Origin of the sequence: Pseudorhodoplanes sp., assembly GCA_032027085.1 — a bacterium.
Taxonomy (GTDB): Bacteria; Pseudomonadota; Alphaproteobacteria; order Rhizobiales; family Xanthobacteraceae; genus Pseudorhodoplanes.
Window position 1 is genome coordinate 460,415 of sequence record JAVSMS010000001.1, and the last position, 24,072, is coordinate 484,486.

Consider the following 24,072-nt stretch of genomic DNA (forward strand, 5'->3'; position numbering starts at 1 on the left):
AATGGTGGAAAGGCTGGCGATCGAGCGGGTCGGCCATCGCGGCGACGGCGTCGCGGATACGGCGTCAGGCCCGGTCTTTGTCCCCTACACGCTGCCGGGTGACATCGTTGACGCCGAAGCCGTGCCCGGTCATCCGGACCGCCGGCATCTGCTGCGCATTGAAACGCCCTCCCCGGAACGCATCGCGCCTTTCTGCCCTCACTTTGCAATCTGCGGCGGTTGCGCAACCCAGCATTGGCGCGAAGAGCCCTATCGGACCTGGAAGCACGATCTTGTGGCCACGGCGCTCCATCACGCGGGACTCAATGCCAAGGTTGACGATCTGATCGATGCGCATGGCGCCGGCCGCCGGCGCGCCGTCTTTCATGCGCGCCGCGGAACGAAGGACATCATCGAGGTCGGCTTCGCCACGCTGAGGGCGCATACCATCGTCGCGATCGACCGCTGTCCGGTGTTGTCGCCCGAGATGGAAGGCGCGATAGAGGCCGCCTGGAAAATCGCCGACGTACTCAAGCCGCACGGCAAGCCGCTCGACATTCAGATCACGGGAACGCAGAACGGCCTCGACATCGACGTCCGCGGATCCGGGCCGCTTGATACGCAACACACGGCGGCGCTCGCGCGCGTCGCCGCAACCGGCCGGATCGCCCGCATCACCCGCCACGGCGAACTGGTGACGCAGATCGCGCCGCCCGTCATCACGATGGGGCGCGCGCAGCTTGTTCTTCCGGCCGGTGCATTTCTGCAGGCGACGGCGAAGGGCGAAGAGACGCTTGCCGGGTTGGCTCTGGAGCATGCCGGGAAAGCGAGGACCATCGCCGATCTGTTCTGCGGCGTCGGCCCGTTTGCCTTGCGGCTGGCGGAGCGCGCGCGTGTGACCGCCTGCGACACCGATGCGAACGCGGTGGATGCCTTGAAGCGTGCGGCCTCGGCAACGCCCGGGCTGAAGCCGGTCGACACTCTGGCGCGCGACCTGTTCCGCCGCCCATTGTCGGCGCCGGAACTCAACAAGTTTGATGCTGTCGTCTTTGATCCACCGCGTCAGGGCGCCGAAGCGCAGGCGCGCGAGATCGCAAAAAGCAAAGTGCCGGTCGTGATCGCGGTGTCCTGCAACGCGGCGACCTGCGCGCGCGATGCGAAAATTCTGGCGGATGGCGGCTATCGTCTGGATCGCGTGACGCCGGTCGACCAGTTCAAATACACTGCGCATGTGGAAATCGTGGCGCGGTTCTCACGGTAGTCGCATCACAAGCCGCAATGAAATGGTCACAACTCTTGTCATCGCCCGCGCCCGATCTCGATTTTACCCGAGATCGGTTCTTAAGTGCACAAGTCGGCTACGGGGTCGCTGGACTTCGCGGCGGAGAGATTTAATTCCCCCACCGCTCCTGCCAGATGCGTTCGCCGATCGTGCAGGACACCCGCGGCGTTTTAGCTGATGCGGGGATGACACGCGCCTCCGGGACGCGGCCGGCGATCTCCAGCACCAGCTTGGTGCGGATCGCCTCGACGAACTTGTTGCGGTCGCGCACCGGCACCATGAAGGCGCCCGGCCCGCCGATCACGCAGTCCTCGTAATACTCGTCGAGGAGTTCGATATCCATGGTGGTGTAGCTCGGACGCTTGAGCAAAATCGGCAGGCCGTTGATGGTGATGCCTTTCGACAGCACCTCGTCGCGCGCTAAGGTGACAAGCTGCCCGTGATTGTTGGCGCCGTCGCCGGAGACGTCGATCACCCGCCGGAGACCGCGAAAGCCGCTCATCTCGAACAGCGTCATCCCGAACAGTAGCGCGCCTGAAATCGAGGTGCGGGCCGCGCGCCGGATCGGCGCCTGCAGAATTTCATTAGCGACCGAGTCCGCGGCTTCCGGTCCGTCGATCAGTCGCCAAGGCACGACGATCTTTTGCTCAGAGGCGCCGGCCCATTCAAAATAAATGACCGCCACCCGTCCGTTGATGCCCTGCCGCAATGCCTGCATGAATTCGCGCGAGGTCAGCGCCTTGGCATACCCATCGCGCTGCAAAGCCAGTTCGTCCGGGTCCATGGAATAGGAAATGTCGACCGCCAGCACGAGCTCGACATCGACCGGCACCGGTCCGGGCTCGGCACCGCGCGGCATGGGCGCCGCAAAACTGCGCCACGCGATCAGCGCGACCGCGCATGCGACCAACGTCACCACGACAGGGGAAGCACGCCGGATCATCGCCGCCTCCGGTGCGGGACTCACTCTACAATGCTGCCACTTTGCCCGCCGGAGCGAAAGCCTCGTTTAGGACTCGACCGCCTCGGTCGCGGTGATCTCGATGCCGAAGCCGCCGAGACCGACATAGGTCATCTTCTTGGAGGTCAGCAGGCGGATGGAAGTGATGCCGAGGTCCTTCAAAATCTGCGCTCCCAGCCCGATTTCGCGCCATTGCCGGATACGGGCGGCTTCCGAGCCGGTATCGCCGCCTTTCGGAATCGCCGTGATCGGCACGCCGGCGGTGCCGTCGCGCAGATAGACGATGACCCCCCGCCCTTCGGACTTGAAACGATCCAGCACGGCATTGACCGTTTTCGCGCCGCCAAAAACATCGCCGATGATGTCGGCGCGATGCAGCCGCACCAACACATCCTTGCCGTCATCGATGCTGCCATAGACGAAGGCAATGTGATGCTGCGGATCGAACGGGGTGAGATAGGCGTAGCCCTTGAGCGGCCCGATCCGCGATGAGACCGGAAATTCGCCGACACGCTCGACCAGCTTGTCGCGCGCCTGCCGATAGGCGATCAGGTCCGCGATCGAGAGCTGTTGCAGTTTATGCTGCTTTGCGAAGGCGGCGACCTGTTCGCCCCGCATGACGCTGCCGTCATCATTTATCAATTCGGCCAGCACTCCGACCGAGGGCAATTCCGCGAGCCGGCACAGATCAACGCAGGCTTCGGTATGGCCGGAGCGCATCAGCACACCGCCCTCTTTCGCAACCAGAGGGAAGACATGTCCGGGGCGCACGAAATCGGAAGCGCCGCTATTGCCGTTCGCCAGTGCGCGCACGGTATTGGTGCGCTCTTCCGCCGAGATGCCGGTGGTCAGGCCGTGGCGGACGTCGACCGAGACGGTGAAGGCCGTGCCGAGCGGCGCATCGTTATGCGGCACCATCGGGTCGAGATGCAATTTCTTTGCGAGGTCCGCGTCCAGCGGCGCGCAGACGATGCCGGAGGTGTGGCGGATGATGAAACCCATCTTCTCCGGCGTGCAGAGCGTGGCGGCGACGAACAGATCACCTTCATTCTCGCGATCGTCGTCGTCAGTCACAACGACAACCTCGCCGCGGGCGAATGCCGCCACGGCGGCCTGAACACGCTGATGGATATTCGTCACTCTCAATGCCTATGTGTTCTGCGGGGGGAAAGGCCATACGGCCCCTTCGCCCGTCTGCGCCCGATGACGCAGATAATGATCGGCGATCACGCATGCCACCATCGCCTCGCCGATCGGAACGGCGCGGATGCCGACGCATGGATCGTGCCGGCCAGTGGTGACGATATCTGTCTCCCGGCCGAACCGGTCAACGGTCTGCCGCGGGTTGAGGATCGAGGAGGTCGGCTTCACCGCAAAACGCGCGACCAAGGGTTGTCCGGTCGAGATGCCACCCAGGATGCCACCCGCGTGATTGGAGAGAAAGCGCGGCTTGCCGTCATTGCCCATCCGCATCTCGTCGGCATTCTCTTCACCGGAAAGAGTCGCGGCCGCAAAGCCGTCGCCGATTTCAACGCCCTTCACGGCATTGATGCTCATCAGCGCCGACGCCAGTTCGGCATCGAGTTTGCCGTAAACCGGCGCGCCAAGACCGGGCGGCACGCCTTCAGCAATGATCTCGATCACTGCGCCGATGGACGATCCCGCCTTGCGGACCCCGTCGAGATAATCGCCAAATCTTTCGGCCGCCTTGGCATCCGGGCAGAAGAAGGGATTGCGGTCGATCTCGTTCCAGTCCCAGTTGTCGCGGTTGATCGTGTGCGGACCGATCTGCACCAGCGCGCCGCGAACTGAAACGCCCGGCACGAGCTTGCGCGCGATGGCGCCGGCAGCGACCCGCGCCGCCGTCTCCCGCGCGGACGAGCGTCCGCCGCCGCGGTAATCGCGCAAGCCATATTTGACGTCATAGGTATAATCGGCGTGACCGGGACGGTACTTGTCCCTGATCTCTGAATAATCCTTCGAGCGCTGGTCGACATTATCGATCAGGAGCGCAATCGGCGTGCCTGTCGTCACGTCGCCGCCGGTCCTCTCGTCGCCGAAGACACCCGACAGGATGCGAACGGTGTCGGGCTCGCGCCGCTGGGTCGTAAAGCGTGACTGGCCGGGCTTGCGGCGATCGAGATGCAGTTGAATGTCGGCGGCCGTCAGCGGAATGCGTGGCGGACAGCCGTCCACCACGCAGCCGAGCGCCGGCCCGTGGCTTTCGCCGAAGGTCGTCACCCGGAACATATGGCCGAAGGTATTGAAGGACATGGCGTTTGATCTGTCGGCGGTGTGGTAGCCCGCGCCTTCTGGCCGGTCAAATGTGAGCCGATTGGGCGCGATTAGATTGCCGGAAACGATCCGGGTGGAAATTGCGGCTGATGCCTCGATGCATCCGCGTCGCGGATTCGCGCCAAAATACTGCGGTGGCGTTCACGCACGATGAATGCGCGGACAGCGATGTGAACGAAAGTTAATGGGAACCTGAACGTCTATTAAGTTACTGAACTTAAACAGCTTTTTTCAAAATATCATTTGCAGCCGCGATCGGATTCTGCGACCAATTGAAGCGGCAAAGGGCGGGGGCAAAGGACGCAAATCTGCGCCGGCGCTTCCGTCCGATATCTGCCGACCCAATGAGGACACACACATGCGCAAATCCATCGCGATCCTGGCCGCTCTCGGCTTCCTGGCAGCGACCAGTCTGCCGGCCCTGTCGGTTCCTGCGGCCACCGGCGTCCTGAAGATCGAGGACATGTCCGCCGCCAAGAAGGCGACGAAGAAGAAGGCGACGAAGAAGAAAAAGGCCGAGCTGACCATCTCCGACATGTCCGCCGCCAAGAAGAAGTCGACCAAGAAGAAGGCGACCAAGAAGAAAAAGGCCGAGCTGACCATCTCCGACATGTCGGCCGCCGCCAAGAAGAAGGCGAAGCCGAAGGGCAAGGCCGAGAAGAAGTAATCTTTTGGCAGGCGAGAACGTCATCCTCTACCGGATCGTTTTCGCTCACATGGAAACGGCCGGACTCAGGGTCCGGCCGTTTTCCTTTTTACCAGGTCAGGGTCCGCGCTTTCTCTGCGAAGATGAAGCCTTGCGTCACGCCGCGCGCACCCATCTGAACGCCGGGAACAACATCGTGGATCTTGAGGCCGAATTCCTTCATGCAAGGTCCGCACATCAGAACGATGCCGCCATCCTTGATAAAATCCGCAATGATGTCGCGCGGAATACGCTGCATCGACGCCTTCTTTTTCAGCTCACCCACTTGCTGGCCAGCTTCACCCCGTCCAGATTGAGAAATACCGTGACAGGATGGCCCATCTTCAGTGTGGCGTGCGCGAAATGCAGACCCATCCAGCCGCCAGGAATCACCCGGGGGTCATGTTGACGAAAAGCGGCGCCTTGCTGGTTGCGCTCTGCGTATAGGCCGGGCCGACCAGTGCAACGCATGCGCCGCCAGCGAGAAACCCCAACAGGAAAATGATTGTTCGTCGCATTGCTATCCTCTTTCGCTCCCGTGCGCGATTTTGCCCGACGGTCGAACTGAGCGAAAGCAAAGCCGCTATTTCACGGACATATCCGGCGCATCGGGATGCTTGATGCCGACGATGTGATAGCCGCAATCGACATGCTGAATCTCGCCGGTGACGCCGCGCGAGAGATCGGACAGGAAATACACCGCCGCATCGCCCACTTCGTCAAGGCCGACGTTGCGGCGCATCGGCGTGTTGTATTCATTCCATTTCAAGATGTAGCGGAAATCGCCAATGCCCGATGCCGCAAGCGTCTTGATCGGCCCGGCGGAGATGGCGTTGACGCGGATATTCTTCACGCCGAGATCGGCGGCGAGATAACGCACGGATGCTTCCAGCGCGGCCTTGGCGACCCCCATGACGTTGTAATGCGGCATCCACTTCTCGGCGCCGTAATAGGTCAGCGTCAGCATCGACCCGCCATTGGTCATCAGCTTCTCGGCGCGCTGAGCGATCGCCGTGAACGAATAGCAGGAAATCTGCATCGTCTTGGTGAAGTTGTCTTCGGTCGTGTCGACGTAACGGCCGTCGAGTTGATCCTTGTCGGAAAAGGCGATGGCGTGAACGACAAAATCAAGCGCCCCCCAGGCCGACTGCACCGCGGCGAAGGCGGCGTCGATGGTGGCCGGTTCTGATACATCGCAATGGCCGACGATGATCCCGTCCACCTCCTCGGCGAGCGGCTCCACCCGCTTCTTGAGCGCGTCGCCCTGGTAGGTGAAAGCGAGATCCGCGCCATGCGCGCGGCAGGCCCGGGCGATGCCCCAGGCGATGGAACGGTTATTGGCGACTCCCATGATCAGGCCGCGCTTTCCGCGCATCAGCTCCGAACCATCCGCCATCGCCGCTCCTTAACAATTGCTCCGGGCGCCCCGCCGGCGCGCCTCTTGTGGCATAGCGTTTTTGGGCCTTCAAGGCCGCTGCGGCAACCGCAAATCCGGCCTAACTCCTTCGATGGAATAGCAAATGCAGCGGCGGTGTTTTAGGTCTAGGGTTGCTTCAGGTGCAGCCAAGGGACCCTGACAATGAGCACGTTTCGGCAAAGCATCGAAGCCTGTATTCCGGCGTTACGCCGCTATGGACGCGCGCTCACGCGAGAGGCGGAAACTGCGGACGATCTCGTCCAGGATACCCTGGTGCGGGCGCTACGGTCGGAGCATCTGTTTCACGGCGGCGACGTGCGCGCCTGGCTGTTTACGATCCTGACCAACCTGAACCGCAACCGGCTGCGGTCGCTGGCGCGCAGGCCCACCACGGCACAGCTTGAGGACGATGACGCAGCGGATTCCTCAGGACCCGAAGCCGGAGGCCGTGACATCGAAAGGGCACTGGCCCTACTGGTCGACGATCAGCGTCAGGCGTTGCTGCTGGTCACGCTGGAAGGCTTGTCCTACCGCGAGGTTGCAGAGGTGCAGGGCGTGCCGATCGGAACCGTGATGTCGCGTCTGGCGCGCGCGCGCGCGCAAGTGAAAGCCTATCTCGACGGTGAGCGCCCGGCGCTGCGCCKSKYKMWWWKAYMSAKSWWGAWRKRTRWMWGASMGCCCTACCCCCGTGACCGAGGACGAGCTGCACGCCTATATCGATGGCGAATTGCCGGCCGACCGTCGCGGCGCTGTTGAGGCGTGGCTGGCCAGTCACCCTGATGACGCCAATCTCGTCGGCGCATGGCGGGCGCAAGCCGAAATGATCCGGGCGCGCTATGGCGCCGCAGCCGACGAGGCGATCCCCGCAAGGCTGAAACTGGACCAGTTGCTGCGCAATGGGCGGCGTTGGCGCGCGGCCGCGGCTGCCGCGACCGTCGCCGCCTTCATCATCGGAGGTGTTGCAGGCTGGATGGCGCGCGGCGCATCTGCCGCGGCGCCCGATGCATTCCAGACCTTTACCAGCGAGGCACTGGCCGCTCATCAACTCTATATCGGCGAAGTGCGTCATCCGATCGAAGTCGGCGCCACCGAAAATCATCTGCTGCCGTGGCTGTCGCGCCGGGTCGGCACGCAATTGCGCGCACCCGATCTGACGGCGTTCGATTTCCGTCTGCTTGGCGGACGGCTGCTGCCGAGCGCCACCGGACCGGCAGCTCTGTTCATGTATGAAAGCGGATCGGGCGAGCGCGTGACGCTCTATTGCGCGCATTTGAAAGAACCGCCGACCGGCTTGCGTTACACCGCTGCCGACAACTTCGCCGCCGTGCACTGGGTGGAAGGCGATTATGGCTGGGTGCTCAGCGGACCGGCAGAGAAGTCGCGGCTCAAGGGCCTCGCAAAATCGGTCTACGAGCAACTGGAAAACCGCGCCCCGCCCAGCAAGCGAACGACGGCGGAGCCGATGATGGTGCGGCGGGGATCGTAAACAGCTATTCCCCGCCGGCAAACCACAGGTTCGTCATGTCTGCGTTCCCCGGTCCGGCCGAAGGCCGGCCGGAGTGTAAACTCCGTCGCGGGCATCCATGTCCTTGCGCGTTTTCGAAACCAGAGACGTGAATGGCCGGGACAAGCCCGGCCATGACAAGTCATTTAAGCCTCACGTTCTTTCTTAACCGAGATCCTTCCTCGGATCATAGGGCTTGCCCTCGCGCCATTTGCGCATCAGATCATCCAGCTCTTCGTCCTTGCCGTCAGGCAGCATGATGCGGATGGCGGCGTAAAGATCGCCCTTGCCGTCTTTGGCCGGCAGCCCCTTTCCTTTCAGGCGGAATACGCGGCCGCTGTTGGTTCCGGCGGGAATCGACAATTCGACCGCGCCGTCGAGCGTCGGCACCCGCACCTTTCCGCCGAGCACCGCCTCATACAAAGTCACCGGCAGATCGAGCCGCAGATCGGCGCCGTCGCGCTCGAAAAACGGATGCTTGGCGACATTGACCGTGATCAGCGCGTCGCCCGCGCCGCCCGGTCCGGTGAATCCCTGACCCTTGAGACGAATCTGCTGGCCGTCGGTCAGCCCGAGCGGAATCTTGATGTCGACTTCTTTTCCGGTCGGCAGGCGCACGCGACGCGAACCGCCATGCGCCAGATCGCTGAGCGCGACCGTGATCGAGACCTGCACGTCATGGCCGGAGGGAGCGGCCTCGAATTCCTCGGGCTCAAAACGCGCGCCGCCGCGGGCTGCGCCGGCGCGGCCACCCATCATGCCCCGAAGAATGTCTTCGAAGCCGCTGAACCCACCAGAACCGGAGCCTCGGCCTGTGCGGTGAAAGCCTTGCGGCCCCCAGGTGAAGCTTTCGAAATGTCCATCCTGACCGAAGCCGGCGCCCGGGTGCACGCCCTCGAAGCCGGCATAGCGCGGCTTGCCTTCGGCATCGATCTCCCCGGCGTCGAAAGCACGGCGCTTCTTGTCGTCGCCAAGGATTTCATAGGCCGAATTCAGCTCGGCGAATCGCGCCGCGGCCTTGGGATCGTCCTTGTTGGCGTCGGGGTGATACTTCTTCGCAAGCTTGCGGAAGGCGGACTTGATGTTGCCCGCACTTGCCCCCTTCGCCACCCCCAGAACCTCGTAGGGGTCGCGCATTCACACACTCCGTTCACGAAAGGGCCGAAACGGCCGGTCTGTTGGCCTAAATGTGGTGACATCGCCCCGGTTCCGCAACGCAGGCCGCGGCAGTGTCAGGAGCGCTTCCAGGGCGCCAGCTTGCGGACTTCCCATTTGCCGGACCGGCCCGCCCGGCAGGCCTCGCCCTGCAGCCACGATTCCGAGCCGCCATGCACGTAGCTGGCGAGGAAATCGCGGCACATGCGGCCGTCCTGGTTATAGGCGCTCGCAATCGGCGTCACCGTCCCGCGCGCCCCGGTCTGCGGGTTTTCCCAGGCCGTACTTGAATCCTTGCCGCCGCGGCCCAGAACTTCGCTGGCGGCGGCCCGCGCGAAGACCAGGTCGGTTTCGGGGGGCATGGCGGTGGCGACGGTGCCCGTGGTGTCGTCGGAGGCGACACTGGCCTGGGCCGTTCTGGCCTTGTCATCGGTCAAGGACCCAAGCTGATAGCTCGTGCTGCATCCCGCAGCCGACAAACCTGCCAGAAACGCCGCAACAGGCAGGCAGTTGCGCCATAGGCGCGCCCTGCCCCATCCACTATAACGGTCAAGCCGGACCAGATATTTTTCGTCAGAGCCGGTCACTCGGTGCCCCGCGGAATGACAGACACAGACTCCATAGAACACCCCACTTGGTTAAAGAGTGGTGATTTCACGGACAGCGAGGAGCCGTTCCGGCTGTTCGCGGCGTGGCTGGAAGAGGCCACCGCATCCGAGCCCAATGATCCGACGGCCATGTCGCTGGCGACCGTGGACGACGATGGACTGCCGAATGTCCGGATGCTGCTGATGAAGGGCTTCGACGCCCGGGGCTTTGTCTTCTACACCAACCTCGACAGCCGCAAGGGTCGCGAGCTGGCGGCACATCCAAAAGCCGCCCTGATGTTTCACTGGAAATCGCTGAGCCGGCAGGTGCGCGTCCGCGGCCCGGTCGAAAGCGTCACGCCGGAAGAAGCCGACGCCTATTTCGCCACCCGGCCGCGCCTCTCGCAGATTGGCGCCTGGGCCAGCAAGCAATCGGCGCCGCTGGAAAGCCGCCTCGCCTTTGAAAAGGCGGTGGCGTCATACACCGCGAAATATCCCGTCGGCGCGATTCCACGTCCGCCCAACTGGTCCGGCTTTCGCATTGTACCTCTGACATTCGAATTCTGGCACGACCGGCCTTTCCGGCTGCACGATCGCATCGAATTCCGGCGTGGGCACGCGGGCGAAGCCTGGACCAAAACACGGCTCTATCCGTGATCTGCTAGAGTGACTCATGCCGCAATCGAACGACAATCATCCCCGCCGCACCCTTCTGCTGACAGGAGCTAGCCGCGGCATCGGCCACGCCACGGTGAAACGCTTTTCCGCCGCCGGCTGGCGCGTCATCACATGCTCGCGCCATGCCTTCCCGGAAAACTGTCCATGGGAAATGGGGCCGGAGGATCACATCCAGGTCGATCTCGCCGATTCCAAGAACACCGAGGAAGCCATTGCCGAGATTAAACGCCGTCTCGCGGATGGTCTGCTTCATGCGCTTGTCAACAATGCCGCGATCTCGCCCAAGGCTGAGGGCGGAACGCGCCTGAGCTCGCTCGATACGACAATCGATGTCTGGCAACACGTGTTCAACGTGAACTTTTTCGCGCCGATCATGCTGGCGCGCGGCCTGCTCAATGAGCTCAAGGCCGCGCATGGATCAGTCGTCAACGTCACATCGATCGCGGGATCGCGCGTGCACCCCTTCGCGGGTGCGGCCTATGCGACATCGAAAGCAGCGCTCGCGTCGCTGACGCGGGAAATGGCCGCGGATTTTGGCGCCGTCGGTGTGCGCGTGAACGCCATCGCACCGGGCGAAATCGACACGTCCATCCTTTCGCCGGGGACCGAAAAAATCGTCGAACAGCAAATCCCGCTGCGGCGGCTCGGCACGCCGGACGAAGTAGCCAAGATCATCTATGTGCTGTGCACCGACACGTCGTCCTACGTGAACGGCGCCGAAATCCACATCAATGGCGGACAGCACGTCTAACGGCGGTCAAAGCCACCTGCGCCATTTGAAATAAAGATACGGCAGCACGGCGGCCATGATCATCACCCCGATCGCGAAGGGATAGCCGAGAACCCATTTGAGTTCCGGCATGACATCAAAATTCATGCCGTAGATCGAGGCGACCAGGGTCGGCGGCATGAAGACCACAGCCGCCACCGAGAAAATCTTGATGATGTTGTTCTGTTCGATCGAGACCACCCCCACCATCGCATCCAGCAGGAAGGTGATATTGTTGGTCAGAAAGGTGGTGTGATCCGACAACGACTGCACGTCGCGCTGCATCGACTTGAGCTGCGCCCGCATTTCCTTCGACCAGCGCACTCCCTCTTCCTCATTGGCGAGGAAAAGAATGAGCCGCATGATCGACACCAGACTTTCGCGAACCTTGGAGGACAAATCGCCCTTGCGGCCAATGGTCTGCAGAATAACGGGATAGCGGCGCGACCGCTCGCTGACCGAGAGCTTGCGGTTGAAAATGTCGAATGAAACGCGATCAACCTCGGTGCCGACCCGCTCCAGAATATCGGCGGCGCGGTCGATCACCGCGTCCAGCAAATCCATGAGCACCACATGCCCGGTAATATGCTGCGGGCAGGACTTGCCGAGTTTGTGACGGATGATGGCGAATGGCCTGGGCTCGTCGTAGCGCACCGTGATCAGGCGCTGGCCGGCCAGGATGAAAGTTACCGGCGTGGTCTTGGGCACCGGCGAATCCGACTGGCACATCAGCGTCGCCGTCATGTATCGGGCGCCATTCTCGAAATAAAGCCGGCTCGACAGCTCGATTTCCTGCATCTCGTCGTGGGTCGGTATCGAGACGCCGACCAGCGATTCAACCAGCTTGTCTTCGTCGTAGGAGGGGTTGACGAGATCGATCCAGATTGCGGCTTCGGGAATTCCTTCCCCCGAGCCCATAACCCGTTGTTCGAGATTGCCGCCTTGCGGAACGTAGATCGACAGCATGGTGCGCCCGCCCGATAGGGTGACCCCGTCGCCACGGCAGGCGCAGCAGCGGGCGGCACAGAATTGAGCCCGCCCGCGCTCCCACGCAAGTGAAATTCTTTGAGTTACAGCGGATTAGCGATCTTAGCGCTGGCTCTCGCTGGGCGCGTAAGCCGGGTTCTTGCTCTCGCCCTTGTAGGTCAGGGCGGCCGCCACCGCTGAAATTCCGATCCGGCCGTAGCGGCGATCCAGATCGCCTGCCTTACGGGTCTCGTCCGAGCCGGTCTCGGCCTTCGGCGAATTCATCACTTCCTCCTGAGTCTTTTCGTCGTCGTCCCAATGCCATGACAGGTAGTCATCGGATCAGGATTCCGTGGGGCGGAAATAAGCGCCGAATGGTAAGACTTTGCGGCATTTCCGCCTCAAACCTTTGTGTTCTTGGCCGGCCGGAACGTTCATCCGAGTCTCTTTTTGTCGTCGGCCTACAGGGTAAACCATCGATTAACGGCTTGATGCCAAGCTTGAATTCCGTTCCGACGGGTCTTTGATGACACAACCGAGATGACGCAGGTGAATGATGCAATCCTGCAACAGTTTCACAAGGACCGCCGGGCGACCGCACGTCTATGCTGGAAAATCAGGGGTTTTCTTGTCTATTGGATGGGGCGGGGACGAGTCTCGCAGCGGACACAGATTGATTGATGGGGAATAGAATGGCGATGCGCGCAGTTGCGCTTCTGCTGATCGGCCTGAGCCTTGGCGGCTGTGTCACGGCATCGAACTCGACGCCGGAGCCCGCCTCCGGCGCCGCCATGACCTCCCGCGACAAGGAGCTTCTCGCCAAGGCGCCCTATGCCAAGGCGACCATCCCCGAGCCTTATCGCCGGCATATCGTTACCTACCACCGCAAGGAAGCGCCTGGCTCCATCGTGGTCGATTCCGACGCGCGCTATCTCTATTACGTGCTGCCGGAAGGCAAGGCGATCCGCTACGGCATTACCGTGGGTGAAGAAGCGCTCGCCTTTTCCGGCATCGCCAAGGTTGGCCGCAAGGCCGAATGGCCGACCTGGGTCCCGACCGCCGCGATCAAGGAGCGGCTCGGCCCAAGCATTCCGAACCAGGTCGGGCCCGGCCCGCATAATCCGCTTGGCGCGCGCGCACTGTATCTGCACCTCGGCAACAAGGACACACTTTACCGCATCCACGGCACCAACCAGCCGGAGCTAATTGGCTCGGCCGTCTCGTCGGGCTGCATCCGCATGACCAACGAAGACGTCATCGATCTCTATGAGCGCGTGAAACTTGGCACCGTCGTTGTCGTGCTGGCGCCGAAACAGGGCGACTCGCCGTTCAATCCGCAAGTCGCGCTGCACAACATGGACCGCTTCAGCTTCTAATTGCCAACCAGGGCAAGACAATAAAAGCGCCGGGCCTCGTCCGGCGCTTTTTGTTTCTGTGTTCAGCCGATCTCGATGCGCAGGATTTCCGGCTGCACGCCGAGCCGGGCTGGAATGCTGCTCGTTCCAAGACCGCCCGAGACAATCAGGTGGCGCCCGTCTTCGATGACGTGGCCATAGGCATAGCGCGCTCCGTAAATCGACGGAACGAAATGCTCCCACAGGAACGGGATGCGGATCTGGCCGCCATGCGTATGACCGCACAGCGTCAGCGCGACGCGGTCCGGCACCTTCGGGAAGACATCCGGCTCATGCGCAAGCAGAATAACCGGATCGTCGGTGGCGACGCGCTTCAGTGTTCCCGGCAGATCATCAACGCCACGAAAGTTATGCGGGCCAATCTTGTGAGCCAGCTGATCGCCCAGGCCCGCCAGCCAGAATTTGGCGCCGGGTTTGCCGAGCAGCAGCGCGTCATTTTCCAGCACGGGAATTTTCACGTCAGCGAAGGCGCGGCGTGTGCCGCCGACATTGTGCCACCAGTCGTGATTGCCGAGGATCGCGTAGACGCCGAGCGGCGCGCGCAACCGCGCCAACTCTCCCGCCCAGGCTTCAGTCGACACAACTTCGGTAATGAAGCGATGCGTGGCAAAATAATCGCCCAACAACACCACGAGGTCCGAGCGCTGCAAATTGGCGACATCAACGATGTTGCGAATGCGCGCCAGTCCCATGTTGGGGCCGCCGGCATGCAGATCGGCAATGACCGTGATGCTCAGCCTGTGGCCGGCGCGCCAGGTTGGCGGCGTGAGGCGATAGCGCCTCACCTGCAGGGCTTGGGCCGCTTCAATGCCCGCATACGCGGCGGTCACCGGACCCACCAGTGTGGTCAGGCTTGCGGCCCCCAGGATCAGCGAGCGGCGGGTCAGGCCGGCATGGCTTCGCGGCCGCGTCGTACCGTCTGCGCCGCTGTGAAAATCAAGAGGTCTCATGCCGGGGTCATATCGCCTTGACGATGAAGGGAGGGTTCACGGGGATTCATAAAGTCAGGGTCATTCATTGCTGGCCGCCTGTGGCGCTTCCGCAGGCCGTGGCCGCGGCAGCGGAATATCAGGCACGGGGTCCAGAACGTTCCACTGGCAGAGCCGATAGCCGCCCCGCCGCTCCGCCAGATCCATATGAATGTGAGTCTCGTGATGTCCGTCGGAGCCCGGCCCCAGAACGGTGGTGAAGCGCGCGCAGACACTCGTCTTCACGGTCTCGCGGAAATCTTTCGACAGGGTGCGGTCGGTCAGTCCAGCGAATTTGCCGTTCGACAATGCGACGCCGCGGATATCGATGGCGTTGGCCATGCCGTGTTCGCTGATCTTCGCGCCGGCAACGCGGTTGCGTCCGCGGCAATCAAATGAGGCGTAATTGTCGAGCGTGCGCACCGCCGCGCCGAGACCGGCGACGGCCGCGGTGACATCATCGCGCACCCAATGGGCGAGCGTCTCGGCCATGCCGCAGCGGAGGATCGCGGGCGGCGTCACCGCCACCTGGCTCCCGTCCTTCAGGATGATTGCTTGGAGCTTCACCACATCGGTTGCCCCGCAATCGCCAGGGCCCATGACAGGCGGCTGGGCTTCGATCACCGCGATCTCTCCCCCGATCTTGAGCTGGCAGACGGAAGCCTGAACAGGTGCCGGCGTCGCGGGCGCCGGTTCCGGATCGGCGGCGAATGCTTCCATCGGCGGCGCCAGGATGACGGCCGGCGCCGTATCCGCGCGCGAAGGGGCGGCCGCGGCATTGCCTCGATCCGGCTTGGCGCGCGGCAACGGGACGTCGCGCGCGGCAGCGCCATCCGCCGCGGCCACGCAAAGCGCCAATAAAATAGGGGAAAAGACAGGCTTCACGGGACCGGTCTCGGCAGAGATTGCGGCAATTCTGGGGGATGCCAGAATAGGCTGGATTCGGCCGCGATTCTGCCGCCTCCGTCTTCGGTGCGTGACGTTTCATGACATTCGACGTGGCCGTGATCGGCCTTGGCGCCATGGGCAGCGCCGCGCTCTATCATCTGGCCCGCCGCAATGTCCGCGCCGTCGGGATCGAGCGCTTCTCGCCCGGTCACGAGCGAGGTTCCTCGCATGGCTCGACCCGCATCATCCGGCTCGGCTATTTCGAACATCCCTCCTATGTGCCGCTGCTGCGGCGGGCCTATGCGCTGTGGCGCGAACTGGAAGCTGCTAGCGGCCGATCGCTGATGACCATCACCGGCATTGCGGAGGTCGGAGCCGAAGACTCCGAACTCGTGCAGGGCACGCTCGCCTCCTCCCGCCTGCACGATCTGCCGCACGAGATCCTCGACGCGACCGCACTGATGCGGCGCTATCCGGCCTTTTGCCTGCCCGCCGATTTCATCGGCGTCGTCCAGCCCGATGGCGGCTATCTGGAAGCGGAAGCCGCCGTTCAGACGCATCTTGATCTTGCCAGCGCTGCCGGCGCGGATATCCGCGACAAGCAGCGTGTGCTGGCCATCGAGCCGCACGCCCGCGGCGTTCGCATCATTCTGGATTCGGCAACCATCGATGCGAATGCGGCAATCGTAACGGCGGGGCCGTGGACGACATCGCTGCTGCCGGACCTGCCGATCGACCTGCAGGTCACGCGTCAGGCCGTGTTGTGGACCGAGCCCGCGGATCGCGCTCTTTTCATGCCGGAACGTTTTCCGGTCTTCATGATCGAGACCGACCGAGGTATTCACTATGGGTTTCCGCTGCATGGCTCCGACGGCGTGAAGATCGCGAAGCATCACCACTCCGACGAGATCGTCGACCCGGAGACCTACGACCGGCAAGTCAGGCCGCAGGATGAGCGGGTCGTGCGCGACGTCATTTCCGAATATCTTCCCGCCGCAAATGGAAAGATATTGAGCGCAAAGACCTGCCTCTACACCATGAGCCCGGACGAGCATTTCATCGTCGATGTCCTGTCCGGCCATCCGCAGATTGTCGTCGCCTCGCCCTGTTCGGGGCACGGCTTCAAGTTTGCACCGGTGATCGGGGAGACATTGGCCGATCTTGCCCTGTCCGGCCAGACCACGAACGACATCAGCCGCTTCCGGTTGGCGCGCTTTTCTTGAGACGTCCGAGCGGCCCTTGCACTGCACCGGCAGCAGGCTAACCTTGCGTTGACTGCCCACAGAAGGCAGCGCGGGAGCGAAAGGAAACGCCATGCTGGGCCTGATGCAGGACTGGCCGCTTTTGTGCCATCGCATCATCGATCATGCCGCCACCTATCACGCCGCGCGTCCGGTCATCTCGCGCTCGGTCGAGGGACCGATCCATGTCACGGACTATGCGACGGTGCGGCGGCGCGCCCTGCAGCTCGCCCAACGGCTCGACCGCGACGGCATCAAACTCGGCGACCGCGTGGCGACGCTGGCCTGGAATACCTGGCGGCATCTGGAAAGCTGGTACGGCATCCTCGGCATCGGTGCAGTCTATCACACCGTCAACCCGCGGCTCTTCCCCGATCAGATTCCCTGGATCATCAATCACGCCGAAGACCGCGTGATGCTGACCGACCTGACATTCGTTCCCCTGCTGGAGAAGCTCGCCCCGCAACTCACGACAATCGAGCGTTACGTCGTGCTGACCGACGCCGCGCATATGCCGGACACGAAGCTGAAAAACGCGGTGCCGTATGAGGAGTGGATCGCAGAAGCCGACGGCGATTTCGCCTGGAAGAGTTTTGACGAAACAACCGCCGCCGGCATGTGCTACACCTCCGGCACCACCGGCAATCCCAAGGGCGTTCTCTACTCGCATCGCTCGAACGTGCTGCATTCGATGATCGCGAGCACGCCGGATGCGATGGGCGTGGGATCGCGCGACGTGGTGATGCCGGTCGTGCCGATGTTCCACGCCAATTGCTGGGGACTGGCGCTGACCACGCCGATGAACGGCGCGGCGATAGTGATGCCTGGCCCGAAAATGGACGGTGCTTCCATTTATGAGTTGCTGGACACCCACAAGGTGACCTTCACCGCAGCGGTGCCGACTGTCTGGCTGATGCTGCTGCAGCATCTGCAAGCGACTGGCGCCAAGCTGCCTTACCTGAAGCGCGTCGTTATCGGCGGCTCTGCCTGCCCGCGCGCCATGGCCAAGACATTCGAGGAGCATTACGGCGTCGAGGTCATTCATGCCTGGGGGATGACCGAAATGTCGCCGCTCGGCTCGCTATGCTCGATCAAGCCGGATTACGCCGGCCTCAGCGGCGATGCGCTGCTCGACATCAAGGAGAAACAGGGACACCCGCCCTTCGGCGTGGAGATGAAGATCACCGACGACAATGGCCGCGAACTGCCCTGGGACGGCAAAACCTTCGGCCGGCTCAAGGTGCGCGGCGCCTCCGTCCTGCGGCGCTACTACAAGGAGGACGCGGACGCGCTCGACGAACAGGGCTTTTTCGATACCGGCGATGTCGCCACCCTCGACCGGCATGGCTACATGCACATCACCGATCGCTCCAAGGACGTGATCAAGTCCGGCGGCGAGTGGATTTCCTCGATCGCCCTGGAAAATCTGGCGGTCGGCCATCCGCAGATCGCGGAAGCCGCGGTGATCGGCGTCAGTCATCCCAAATGGGGCGAGCGTCCGCTCCTGATCGTCGTGCTCAAGCCCGGCGAGAGCATCAGCCGCGAGGAGCTGCTGGCCTATATGCGGGACAAGATCACGGCATGGTGGATTCCCGACGATGTGGTATTCGTCGACCAGATTCCCCATACCGCGACCGGGAAGATCCTGAAAACCGCGTTGCGGGAGGCCTACAAGGATTATGTTTTGCCCAACAGGGTCGCGGCGGAGTAGCGAATGACGTCGTCTGACGCGGGCAGCCTTGCGGCTGCGCCCGGGCCCGTTGACCAGCAAAGGGGCAATGTCCGTTTCCTCGGCCGGGATCGCCCCTATTGGCGCCTTCTGGCGCGCGGCGCCGTGCTTCTCATGCTCACGCTCGGCATCTATCGGTTCTGGCTGATCACCGACACGCGGCGTTTCCTCTGGGCCAATACGGAAATTGACGGCGAGTCCCTCGAATATTCCGGCACCGCGCTGGAAATACTGCTCGGCTTTCTCGTCGCCATCGCCATTCTGGTGCCGCTCTACATTGTTTTCTTTCTCGCTGCGCTGGACGTCGGGACCGCCGGCCTGATGACCATTATTGCGATCGTCGCGCTGGCGCTGATCGGCCAATACGCAATCTGGCGCGCGCGCAGCTATCGCCTGACCCGGACCGTCTTCCGCGGCTTGCGCTTTCGTCAGACCGGTTCCGGCGTTCATTATGCCGTTTGCGTGATCTTCTGGTGGGCGATGATGGCGATCACGCTCGGTCTGGCCTATCCCTTCGCACAGGCGAGTCTCGAACGCTTCAAGCTCGGCCATACGCATTACGGCAATTTGGCCGGGCAATTCGAGGGATCGGGATTCCGGCTGCTGCTGCGCGGCTTGCCGCTCTGGTTCGCAGTGACCGCGCCGACCCTGATCGCCCTGTCGGCCCTGCTGACCGTCGACTGGGCGGGAATTGGCCGCATCATGCAGCGCGGCGGGACAACCGGCGATATCCTTGAACGCATCGCCATACAGGCTCCTGAATTCTACGGCGCGATCGGCCTGTTCGTGGTCGCGATAGGATTTGCGGTGTGCGCGGCGATCATCCTGTTTCCGGCTTTCCAAACCATCGTGATGCGCTGGTGGATCTCCGGAATCCGCTTTCCCGGCATCGATGTGAGCTCGCAGCTGCGCATGTTCGATGTGTACAAGGCCTATCTGCGCTTCATCGGCTATTTGCTCATCTTCGCGCTCGCGATGATCGTCGTGACCTTCGTCACGTTTGCACTGATCGGATCGCTGTTCGGATCGTCCGCAGAATCGAAATTCGCTGAAATGTTCACCATCCTCGCCATGGTCGGCCTCTATGTCGTGTCCGCGCTCGGCCTGTCCACGATCTACCAGGCGACGGCAAAGCTCTCCGTCTGGCGGCTGACGGCGCAATCCAGCGATCTCTCGAATGCATCCATGCTTGACCATGTGACGGCGGCAGGAACGGCCGGATCTCCCTTGGGCGAGGGCCTCGCCGACGCCTTGAATGTCGGTGGCCTATGAGAACCGGCGCCGCCCGCTATTTCGACGGCCGCACCAGCGCGCGCCACGATGTGACACTGGAGCTGGCGCCGCACGCCCTGGTCATTCGCGACGGCGCGGGAGTGATCGTCGATCAATGGGCCTATATTCGTCTCAAGCATCTGTCGGCGCCGGATCACATCTTCCGCATCGGCCTGCGCAAGAATCCGCTGCTGGCACGCCTTGAAATCACCGACATGGAACTCGCGCACGAGATCGATGTGCTGGCACCGGACATCGACCGCACCGGTGCTTCGGCGCGGCGGGACAGCCGCCGTGTCATTGGCTGGGCCTCTTTCGCGGCGGTTACTCTGGTGCTGTCTTCGATCTACGGGGTGCCGCTTCTTGCCGACCGCCTGGCGCCGGTCGTGCCGCGCGGCTTCGAGCAACGCATCGGGGTCGCGACCAATGCGCAGATCCGCGCCATGCTCGACAAGGGACCGGCGGGCCGGCCCTTCACATGCGGCGACGCAGCCATGGAGCAGACCGGAAAAGCCGCTTTCGAAAAACTGGTGCGCCGGCTGGAAACCGCCGCGGACCTGCGCATGCCGCTCACAGTTGCCGTGGTGCGCCGCGCGGAGGCGAACGCCTTCGCGCTGCCGGGCGGATATGTCTATGTGTTTCAGGGCCTGATCGATAAAGCGGAAACTCCCGACGAGCTCGCCGCCGTCATCGCGCATGAACTCGGCCATGTCGCGCATCGCGACGGGATGCGCGCGGTGCTGCAGGGCGCCGGCTTGTCGTTCCTGTTCGGCATGATGCTGGGCGATTTCGTCGGCGGCGGCGCCGTCGTGCTGGCGGCGCGGACGATTCTGGAATCGGCCTATTCGCGCAATGTGGAGAACGCTGCCGACCGCTTCGGGGTGCAGGTGATGCTCGGCCTCGGCGCCGATGCACGGGCGCTGGGCCGCTTCCTGCAGCGCATCGCCGGCGATACACCGGGCGGCTTCAGCATCCTTCTCGATCACCCCACGGCAAAGGAGCGCGCCGCCGCCATCAATGCCATCGCGCCGCCGCAAAGTCGTGGCGTTCCCTTGCTCGATGCCGCCGAATGGGCGGCCCTCAAGCGCATCTGCGCCGGATATCGGATTTGAACCATGGCGCGGCTCCGTTTCGCCGAAGACCCCTATTCCCGTCTCGCCATCTGGGCGCGGCGGCTGGCGCTGTTCTCGCTGGCGGCGGTCCTGCTCTCCGTCATCATCGTCCGCTCGGGCCTGGTCGAGGTTGAGCCGGGGCTCGCCACCTTTGGCGGCGCGCTGGTCTTCGCCGTGCTCGCCATCCTTACCGGGCTCGCCTCCTTTGTCGTGATCTGGCGTGATGGTCTGCGCGGCCTCGGCTTTGCCGTGTCGGGCATCGCGATCGGGATCGTGCTACTGATCTATCCGGCCTATCTGGGCTACAAGACCTACAAACTGCCCGCCATTTCCGACATCACCACCGATGCCATCGACCCGCCGCGCTTTGAGGCCATTGCCCGCCTGCGCAGCCGGTCCGCCAACCCTGTGCAATATGCCGGGCTCTACGCGGCCGAGCAGCAGCAGGTGGCCTATCCCGATATCGAGCCGCTGGAAGTCTCGGTCTCGGCGAAGGTGGCCTATGACACCGCGCTGGCGCTGGTGAACCGCAACCGGTGGCTCGTCATCGACGCGCGCGATCCGCAGGGTGGACGCCGCGACGGTCGCATCGAAGCGGTCGCGCGCACGCCGATCATGGGCTTCCGCGACGACGTGGTGATTCGGGTTCGCGGCACCGGCGAGGAAGCCCGCATCGACATGCGTTCGGCATCCCGCTACGGCCGGCATGACATCGGCACCAATGCGGCGCGCATTACCAGCTTCTTCGAGCAGATCGAAACAGCCATCGATGAGGCGCTCGACCGGCAGGAAAGATTGGAACGCCGCGCATCGCAGCAGAAGAAGCAGACGAAGGGCCAGCCGGCCAAGAAACAACCGGCCGGTCAGCCCGCGGCCAAGCGATAAGTCCCGACAATCGACGGCACGCCCTCGGTCGCGACCACGCCGCGCGCGACCAGATCTTCCATATGCGCCAGCACCGACAGGCCGGCGGCGCCGGTCAATCGCGGATCGATGCCGATATAGATGGCGCGCACCAGCGTCGGGATGTCGGTTGCCCCCTTTGCGAGGCGATGCAGGATCGAGGCCTCCCGCCCCTCGCGGTGACGGATATAGCTCTGAACGAAACGCGGCGCATTGCGGATGGTGGTGCCGTGACCCGGCAGATAAATCTCTTCGCTGCGCTTTGCGAGCTTGTGGAGCGAGGCCATGTAATCGCTCATGGCCCCGTCCGGCGGCGCCACGATCGAGGTCGACCACGACATGACATGATCGCCGGAGAACAGGATGTTCGTTCCCTTGAGCGCATAGGCCATGTGATTGGCAGTGTGGCCCGGCGTTGCGATCGCTTCAATATCGAAACCCCGCCCTGACACCACCTCTCCGTCCCTGATCGCAAATTCCGGCCTAAAATCCGGATCGACGCCGGCATCGAGCGGGTTGGCTTCGCCGATATGCAGAGGCCGCGCGGCGCGGTGCGGCCCCTCGGCATAGACTTTCGCGCCGGTCGCCGCCTTCACCGGCGCAACGCCGGGCGAATGATCGCGATGCGTATGCGTAACAAAAATGTGGGTCACGGTTTCGCCGCGCACCGCATCCAGCAGCGCCTGAATGTGGCGCGGATCGTCGGGGCCCGGATCGATGATCGCCACCTGTCCCTTGCCGACGATATAAGTCACCGTGCCCGTAAAGGTGAATGGCCCGGCATTGCCGGCGCAGATCGCGCGCACGCCGGGCGCGACCTCTTTTGCCTCGCCGGGGACGAGATCGAAGCTCTTGTCGAAAGGAATGTCGTCGGTCATCGACACGATGAGAACCTTAGTTGTTCAGCGCCTGTAGCGGCGCGGGAATGCGGCCGCCACGGTTGACGAAGCGTGCGCTGGATCGCTTGTTCACCGGAATGATGCGCGCGTGCCCGAGCAGGCCGCCGAATTCGACGAGATCGCCGGCCTTCCCGCCGGCCACCGGAATGACGCGGACAGCGGTGGTCTTCTTGTTGACCATGCCGATGGCGGCCTCGTCGGCGATGATTGCCGAAAGCGTCTCCGCTGGCGTGTCGCCAGGCAGCGCGATCATATCGAGACCGACCGAGCACACGGCGGTCATCGCTTCCAGCTTGTCGAGCGAGATGTCGCCCTGTTCGGCGGCTTCGATCATGCCTTCGTCTTCTGACACCGGAATGAAGGCGCCGGACAGTCCGCCGACAAAGCTCGAGGCCATCGCCCCGCCCTTCTTAACCGCATCATTCAGCAAAGCCAGCGCCGCGGTCGAGCCGTGCGTGCCGACTCGCTCAAGCCCCATGGCCTCGAGAATGCGCGCCACGCTGTCGCCCTTGGCCGGCGTCGGCGCCAGCGACAGATCAACGATGCCGAAGGGAATGCCGAGCCGTTCCGACGCGGTGCGGCCGACGAGTTCTCCGGCGCGCGTGATTTTGAACGCCATGCGCTTGATCAGGGAGGCAAGCGCGCCGAAATCCTGATCCGGTGTCTGCTCCAGCGCGCGCAAGACCACACCGGGTCCGCTGACGCCGACATTGACCACGGCATCCGGCTCGCCGGTGCCGTGAAAGGCGCCGGCCATGAAAGGATTGTCCTGTACGGCGTTACAGAAGACGACGAGCTTGGCGCAGCCGATCGATCCGCGGTCGGCGGTCAGCGCAGCCGTCTCTTTTATGGTGCGGCCCATCAGAGCCACCGCATCCATGTTCAGCCCCGCCTTTGTCGAGCCGATGTTGACCGACGAGCAAACGCGCTTCGTTTCCGCCAGTGCGCGCGGAATGGCGGCGATCAGATTGCGGTCGGCGCCCGTCATGCCCTTCTCGACATGCGCGGAGAAGCCGCCGATGAAATCAATGCCAAGCGTGTCGGCCGCGCGATCGAGCGCCTGCGCGATCCGTACAAAGCCGTCGGCATCCGCCTGCCCGGCCACCAGCGAGATCGGCGTTACCGACACGCGGTTGTTGATGATGGGAATGCCGAATTCCTGACCGATGTCGCGCGTGGTGCGGGTGAGTTCGGCGGCAACGGTCGTCACCTTGTTGTAGATTCGCTCGCAGAGCGTCGCGGTGTCGCCGCTGACGCAGTCGAACAGGCTGATGCCGATGGTGACGGTGCGGATATCGAGCCGCTCGACCCGCACCATGTCGATGGTCTCGACGATCTCCTCGGCGGAGTAATTCAGCGTGCGCATG

25 protein-coding genes and 1 pseudogene are annotated in these 24,072 nt (G+C 63.2%); 12 read left to right on the plus strand and 14 right to left on the minus strand.

The genetic code is table 11. The features are described 5' to 3' along the window. Position 1 precedes the first annotated feature (1 nt). Positions 2 to 1,240: a class I SAM-dependent RNA methyltransferase gene (locus tag RO009_02240; protein MDT3683847.1), complete on the plus strand. Its 1,239-nt coding sequence runs from the start codon at positions 2 to 4 to the stop codon at positions 1,238 to 1,240. 130 nt (positions 1,241 to 1,370) lie between these two features. On the opposite strand, the gene RO009_02245 is transcribed toward RO009_02240, so the two are convergent. The 3 genes from RO009_02245 to aroC all read right to left on the minus strand — a co-directional run bounded on the left by RO009_02245 (position 1,371) and on the right by aroC (position 4,496). Continuing rightward, complete coding sequence (locus RO009_02245; protein MDT3683848.1) at positions 1,371 to 2,120, minus strand: DUF1194 domain-containing protein; 750 nt, start codon at positions 2,118 to 2,120, stop codon at positions 1,371 to 1,373. A gap of 150 nt (positions 2,121 to 2,270) precedes the next feature. Further along, positions 2,271 to 3,362: a 3,4-dihydroxy-2-butanone-4-phosphate synthase gene (gene ribB, locus RO009_02250; GenBank protein ID MDT3683849.1), complete on the minus strand. Its 1,092-nt coding sequence runs from the start codon at positions 3,360 to 3,362 to the stop codon at positions 2,271 to 2,273. 9 nt (positions 3,363 to 3,371) lie between these two features. Beyond that, a complete protein-coding gene (aroC, locus tag RO009_02255) occupies positions 3,372 to 4,496 on the minus strand; it encodes a chorismate synthase (GenBank protein MDT3683850.1) in 1,125 nt (374 codons plus the stop codon). 379 nt (positions 4,497 to 4,875) lie between these two features. Here aroC and RO009_02260 point away from each other — a divergent pair, with 379 nt between their 5' ends. Next, a complete protein-coding gene (locus RO009_02260; GenBank protein MDT3683851.1) occupies positions 4,876 to 5,184 on the plus strand; it encodes a hypothetical protein in 309 nt (102 codons plus the stop codon). An 88-nt stretch (positions 5,185 to 5,272) separates the two neighbouring features. Here the strand turns inward: RO009_02260 and RO009_02265 are convergent, their stop codons facing one another. From RO009_02265 to fabI, 3 genes are all read right to left on the minus strand, one after another. Next, entirely contained in the window at positions 5,273 to 5,488 is a 216-nt protein-coding gene (locus tag RO009_02265) for a hypothetical protein (GenBank protein MDT3683852.1), read from the minus strand. A 103-nt stretch (positions 5,489 to 5,591) separates the two neighbouring features. Then, on the minus strand, positions 5,592 to 5,720 hold the full coding sequence (locus tag RO009_02270) for a hypothetical protein (protein MDT3683853.1): 129 nt from the start codon (positions 5,718 to 5,720) through the stop codon (positions 5,592 to 5,594). A gap of 65 nt (positions 5,721 to 5,785) precedes the next feature. Next, positions 5,786 to 6,598, minus strand: coding sequence for an enoyl-ACP reductase FabI (gene fabI, locus RO009_02275; protein MDT3683854.1), 813 nt, complete (start codon positions 6,596 to 6,598; stop codon positions 5,786 to 5,788). Between the two features lie 183 nt (positions 6,599 to 6,781). Here fabI and RO009_02280 point away from each other — a divergent pair. Both RO009_02280 and RO009_02285 read left to right on the plus strand, forming a co-directional pair. Beyond that, positions 6,782 to 7,261, plus strand: a pseudogene (locus RO009_02280) (sigma-70 family RNA polymerase sigma factor). A gap of 46 nt (positions 7,262 to 7,307) precedes the next feature. Further along, entirely contained in the window at positions 7,308 to 8,105 is a 798-nt protein-coding gene (locus RO009_02285; GenBank protein MDT3683855.1) for an anti-sigma factor, read from the plus strand. Between the two features lie 183 nt (positions 8,106 to 8,288). On the opposite strand, the gene RO009_02290 is transcribed toward RO009_02285, so the two are convergent. Together RO009_02290 and RO009_02295 are read right to left on the minus strand one after the other, a co-directional pair. Then, positions 8,289 to 9,260, minus strand: a complete 972-nt coding sequence (locus RO009_02290) for a DnaJ C-terminal domain-containing protein (protein MDT3683856.1) — start codon at positions 9,258 to 9,260, stop codon at positions 8,289 to 8,291. A 95-nt stretch (positions 9,261 to 9,355) separates the two neighbouring features. Then, a complete protein-coding gene (locus RO009_02295; protein ID MDT3683857.1) occupies positions 9,356 to 9,865 on the minus strand; it encodes an RT0821/Lpp0805 family surface protein in 510 nt (169 codons plus the stop codon). A gap of 15 nt (positions 9,866 to 9,880) precedes the next feature. Here RO009_02295 and pdxH point away from each other — a divergent pair, with 15 nt between their 5' ends. Together pdxH and RO009_02305 are read left to right on the plus strand one after the other, a co-directional pair. Then, entirely contained in the window at positions 9,881 to 10,522 is a 642-nt protein-coding gene (pdxH, locus tag RO009_02300; protein MDT3683858.1) for a pyridoxamine 5'-phosphate oxidase, read from the plus strand. A gap of 16 nt (positions 10,523 to 10,538) precedes the next feature. Beyond that, positions 10,539 to 11,294, plus strand: a complete 756-nt coding sequence (locus RO009_02305; GenBank protein MDT3683859.1) for an SDR family oxidoreductase — start codon at positions 10,539 to 10,541, stop codon at positions 11,292 to 11,294. 6 nt (positions 11,295 to 11,300) lie between these two features. On the opposite strand, the gene RO009_02310 is transcribed toward RO009_02305, so the two are convergent. Then, positions 11,301 to 12,278, minus strand: a complete 978-nt coding sequence (locus RO009_02310; protein ID MDT3683860.1) for a magnesium transporter CorA family protein — start codon at positions 12,276 to 12,278, stop codon at positions 11,301 to 11,303. 123 nt (positions 12,279 to 12,401) lie between these two features. After that, the gene (locus tag RO009_02315) at positions 12,402 to 12,563 is read right to left on the minus strand and encodes a hypothetical protein (protein ID MDT3683861.1); all 162 of its coding nucleotides are present in this window, start codon (positions 12,561 to 12,563) and stop codon (positions 12,402 to 12,404) included. Between the two features lie 407 nt (positions 12,564 to 12,970). Between RO009_02315 and RO009_02320 the strand changes: the two genes are divergently transcribed. Next, the gene (locus RO009_02320) at positions 12,971 to 13,654 is read left to right on the plus strand and encodes a L,D-transpeptidase (protein ID MDT3683862.1); all 684 of its coding nucleotides are present in this window, start codon (positions 12,971 to 12,973) and stop codon (positions 13,652 to 13,654) included. A 62-nt stretch (positions 13,655 to 13,716) separates the two neighbouring features. Here RO009_02320 and RO009_02325 read toward each other — a convergent pair whose 3' ends face one another. Both RO009_02325 and RO009_02330 read right to left on the minus strand, forming a co-directional pair. Then, positions 13,717 to 14,643: a metallophosphoesterase gene (locus RO009_02325; GenBank protein MDT3683863.1), complete on the minus strand. Its 927-nt coding sequence runs from the start codon at positions 14,641 to 14,643 to the stop codon at positions 13,717 to 13,719. Positions 14,644 to 14,703: 60 nt separating this feature from the next. Further along, the gene (locus RO009_02330) at positions 14,704 to 15,507 is read right to left on the minus strand and encodes an extensin family protein (GenBank protein MDT3683864.1); all 804 of its coding nucleotides are present in this window, start codon (positions 15,505 to 15,507) and stop codon (positions 14,704 to 14,706) included. A gap of 140 nt (positions 15,508 to 15,647) precedes the next feature. On the opposite strand from RO009_02330, the gene solA reads away from it, so the two are divergent. The 5 genes from solA to RO009_02355 all read left to right on the plus strand — a co-directional run bounded on the left by solA (position 15,648) and on the right by RO009_02355 (position 21,788). Then, positions 15,648 to 16,772 (plus strand): N-methyl-L-tryptophan oxidase, encoded by a 1,125-nt coding sequence (solA, locus tag RO009_02335; protein MDT3683865.1) that lies wholly within the window; start codon positions 15,648 to 15,650, stop codon positions 16,770 to 16,772. Positions 16,773 to 16,863: 91 nt separating this feature from the next. Continuing rightward, on the plus strand, positions 16,864 to 18,501 hold the full coding sequence (locus RO009_02340; protein ID MDT3683866.1) for a fatty-acid--CoA ligase: 1,638 nt from the start codon (positions 16,864 to 16,866) through the stop codon (positions 18,499 to 18,501). Between the two features lie 3 nt (positions 18,502 to 18,504). After that, entirely contained in the window at positions 18,505 to 19,791 is a 1,287-nt protein-coding gene (locus tag RO009_02345) for a DUF898 family protein (GenBank protein MDT3683867.1), read from the plus strand. Beyond that, complete coding sequence (locus RO009_02350) at positions 19,788 to 20,903, plus strand: M48 family metallopeptidase (protein MDT3683868.1); 1,116 nt, start codon at positions 19,788 to 19,790, stop codon at positions 20,901 to 20,903. The genes RO009_02345 and RO009_02350 overlap by 4 nt, the downstream gene beginning before the upstream one ends. Before the next feature lie 3 nt (positions 20,904 to 20,906). Further along, positions 20,907 to 21,788, plus strand: coding sequence for a DUF1499 domain-containing protein (locus RO009_02355; GenBank protein ID MDT3683869.1), 882 nt, complete (start codon positions 20,907 to 20,909; stop codon positions 21,786 to 21,788). Here the strand turns inward: RO009_02355 and RO009_02360 are convergent. Next, positions 21,767 to 22,690, minus strand: a complete 924-nt coding sequence (locus RO009_02360) for an MBL fold metallo-hydrolase (protein MDT3683870.1) — start codon at positions 22,688 to 22,690, stop codon at positions 21,767 to 21,769. The genes RO009_02355 and RO009_02360 overlap by 22 nt on opposite strands. Positions 22,691 to 22,700: 10 nt before the next feature. Then, on the minus strand, positions 22,701 to 24,071 hold the full coding sequence (locus tag RO009_02365; GenBank protein ID MDT3683871.1) for a PFL family protein: 1,371 nt from the start codon (positions 24,069 to 24,071) through the stop codon (positions 22,701 to 22,703). Between the last annotated feature and the right edge of the window lies 1 nt (position 24,072).

Bases quoted from the DNA above. Each gene is read 5' to 3' on its own strand.
- pdxH (MDT3683858.1), top strand. From the start codon at position 9,881: ATGACAGACACAGACTCCATAGAACACCCCACTTGGTTAAAGAGTGGT.
- RO009_02325 (MDT3683863.1), bottom strand. From the start codon at position 14,643: ATGAGACCTCTTGATTTTCACAGCGGCGCAGACGGTACGACGCGGCCG.
- fabI (MDT3683854.1), bottom strand. From the start codon at position 6,598: ATGGCGGATGGTTCGGAGCTGATGCGCGGAAAGCGCGGCCTGATCATG.
- RO009_02290 (MDT3683856.1), bottom strand. From the start codon at position 9,260: ATGCGCGACCCCTACGAGGTTCTGGGGGTGGCGAAGGGGGCAAGTGCG.
- RO009_02315 (MDT3683861.1), bottom strand. From the start codon at position 12,563: ATGAATTCGCCGAAGGCCGAGACCGGCTCGGACGAGACCCGTAAGGCA.
- RO009_02345 (MDT3683867.1), top strand. From the start codon at position 18,505: ATGACGTCGTCTGACGCGGGCAGCCTTGCGGCTGCGCCCGGGCCCGTT.
- RO009_02305 (MDT3683859.1), top strand. From the start codon at position 10,539: ATGCCGCAATCGAACGACAATCATCCCCGCCGCACCCTTCTGCTGACA.
- RO009_02260 (MDT3683851.1), top strand. From the start codon at position 4,876: ATGCGCAAATCCATCGCGATCCTGGCCGCTCTCGGCTTCCTGGCAGCG.
- RO009_02240 (MDT3683847.1), top strand. From the start codon at position 2: ATGGTGGAAAGGCTGGCGATCGAGCGGGTCGGCCATCGCGGCGACGGC.
- aroC (MDT3683850.1), bottom strand. From the start codon at position 4,496: ATGTCCTTCAATACCTTCGGCCATATGTTCCGGGTGACGACCTTCGGC.
- solA (MDT3683865.1), top strand. From the start codon at position 15,648: ATGACATTCGACGTGGCCGTGATCGGCCTTGGCGCCATGGGCAGCGCC.
- RO009_02355 (MDT3683869.1), top strand. From the start codon at position 20,907: ATGGCGCGGCTCCGTTTCGCCGAAGACCCCTATTCCCGTCTCGCCATC.
- RO009_02310 (MDT3683860.1), bottom strand. From the start codon at position 12,278: ATGCTGTCGATCTACGTTCCGCAAGGCGGCAATCTCGAACAACGGGTT.
- RO009_02340 (MDT3683866.1), top strand. From the start codon at position 16,864: ATGCTGGGCCTGATGCAGGACTGGCCGCTTTTGTGCCATCGCATCATC.
- RO009_02270 (MDT3683853.1), bottom strand. From the start codon at position 5,720: ATGCGACGAACAATCATTTTCCTGTTGGGGTTTCTCGCTGGCGGCGCA.
- RO009_02350 (MDT3683868.1), top strand. From the start codon at position 19,788: ATGAGAACCGGCGCCGCCCGCTATTTCGACGGCCGCACCAGCGCGCGC.
- RO009_02245 (MDT3683848.1), bottom strand. From the start codon at position 2,120: ATGCCGCGCGGTGCCGAGCCCGGACCGGTGCCGGTCGATGTCGAGCTC.
- RO009_02365 (MDT3683871.1), bottom strand. From the start codon at position 24,071: ATGCGCACGCTGAATTACTCCGCCGAGGAGATCGTCGAGACCATCGAC.
- RO009_02320 (MDT3683862.1), top strand. From the start codon at position 12,971: ATGGCGATGCGCGCAGTTGCGCTTCTGCTGATCGGCCTGAGCCTTGGC.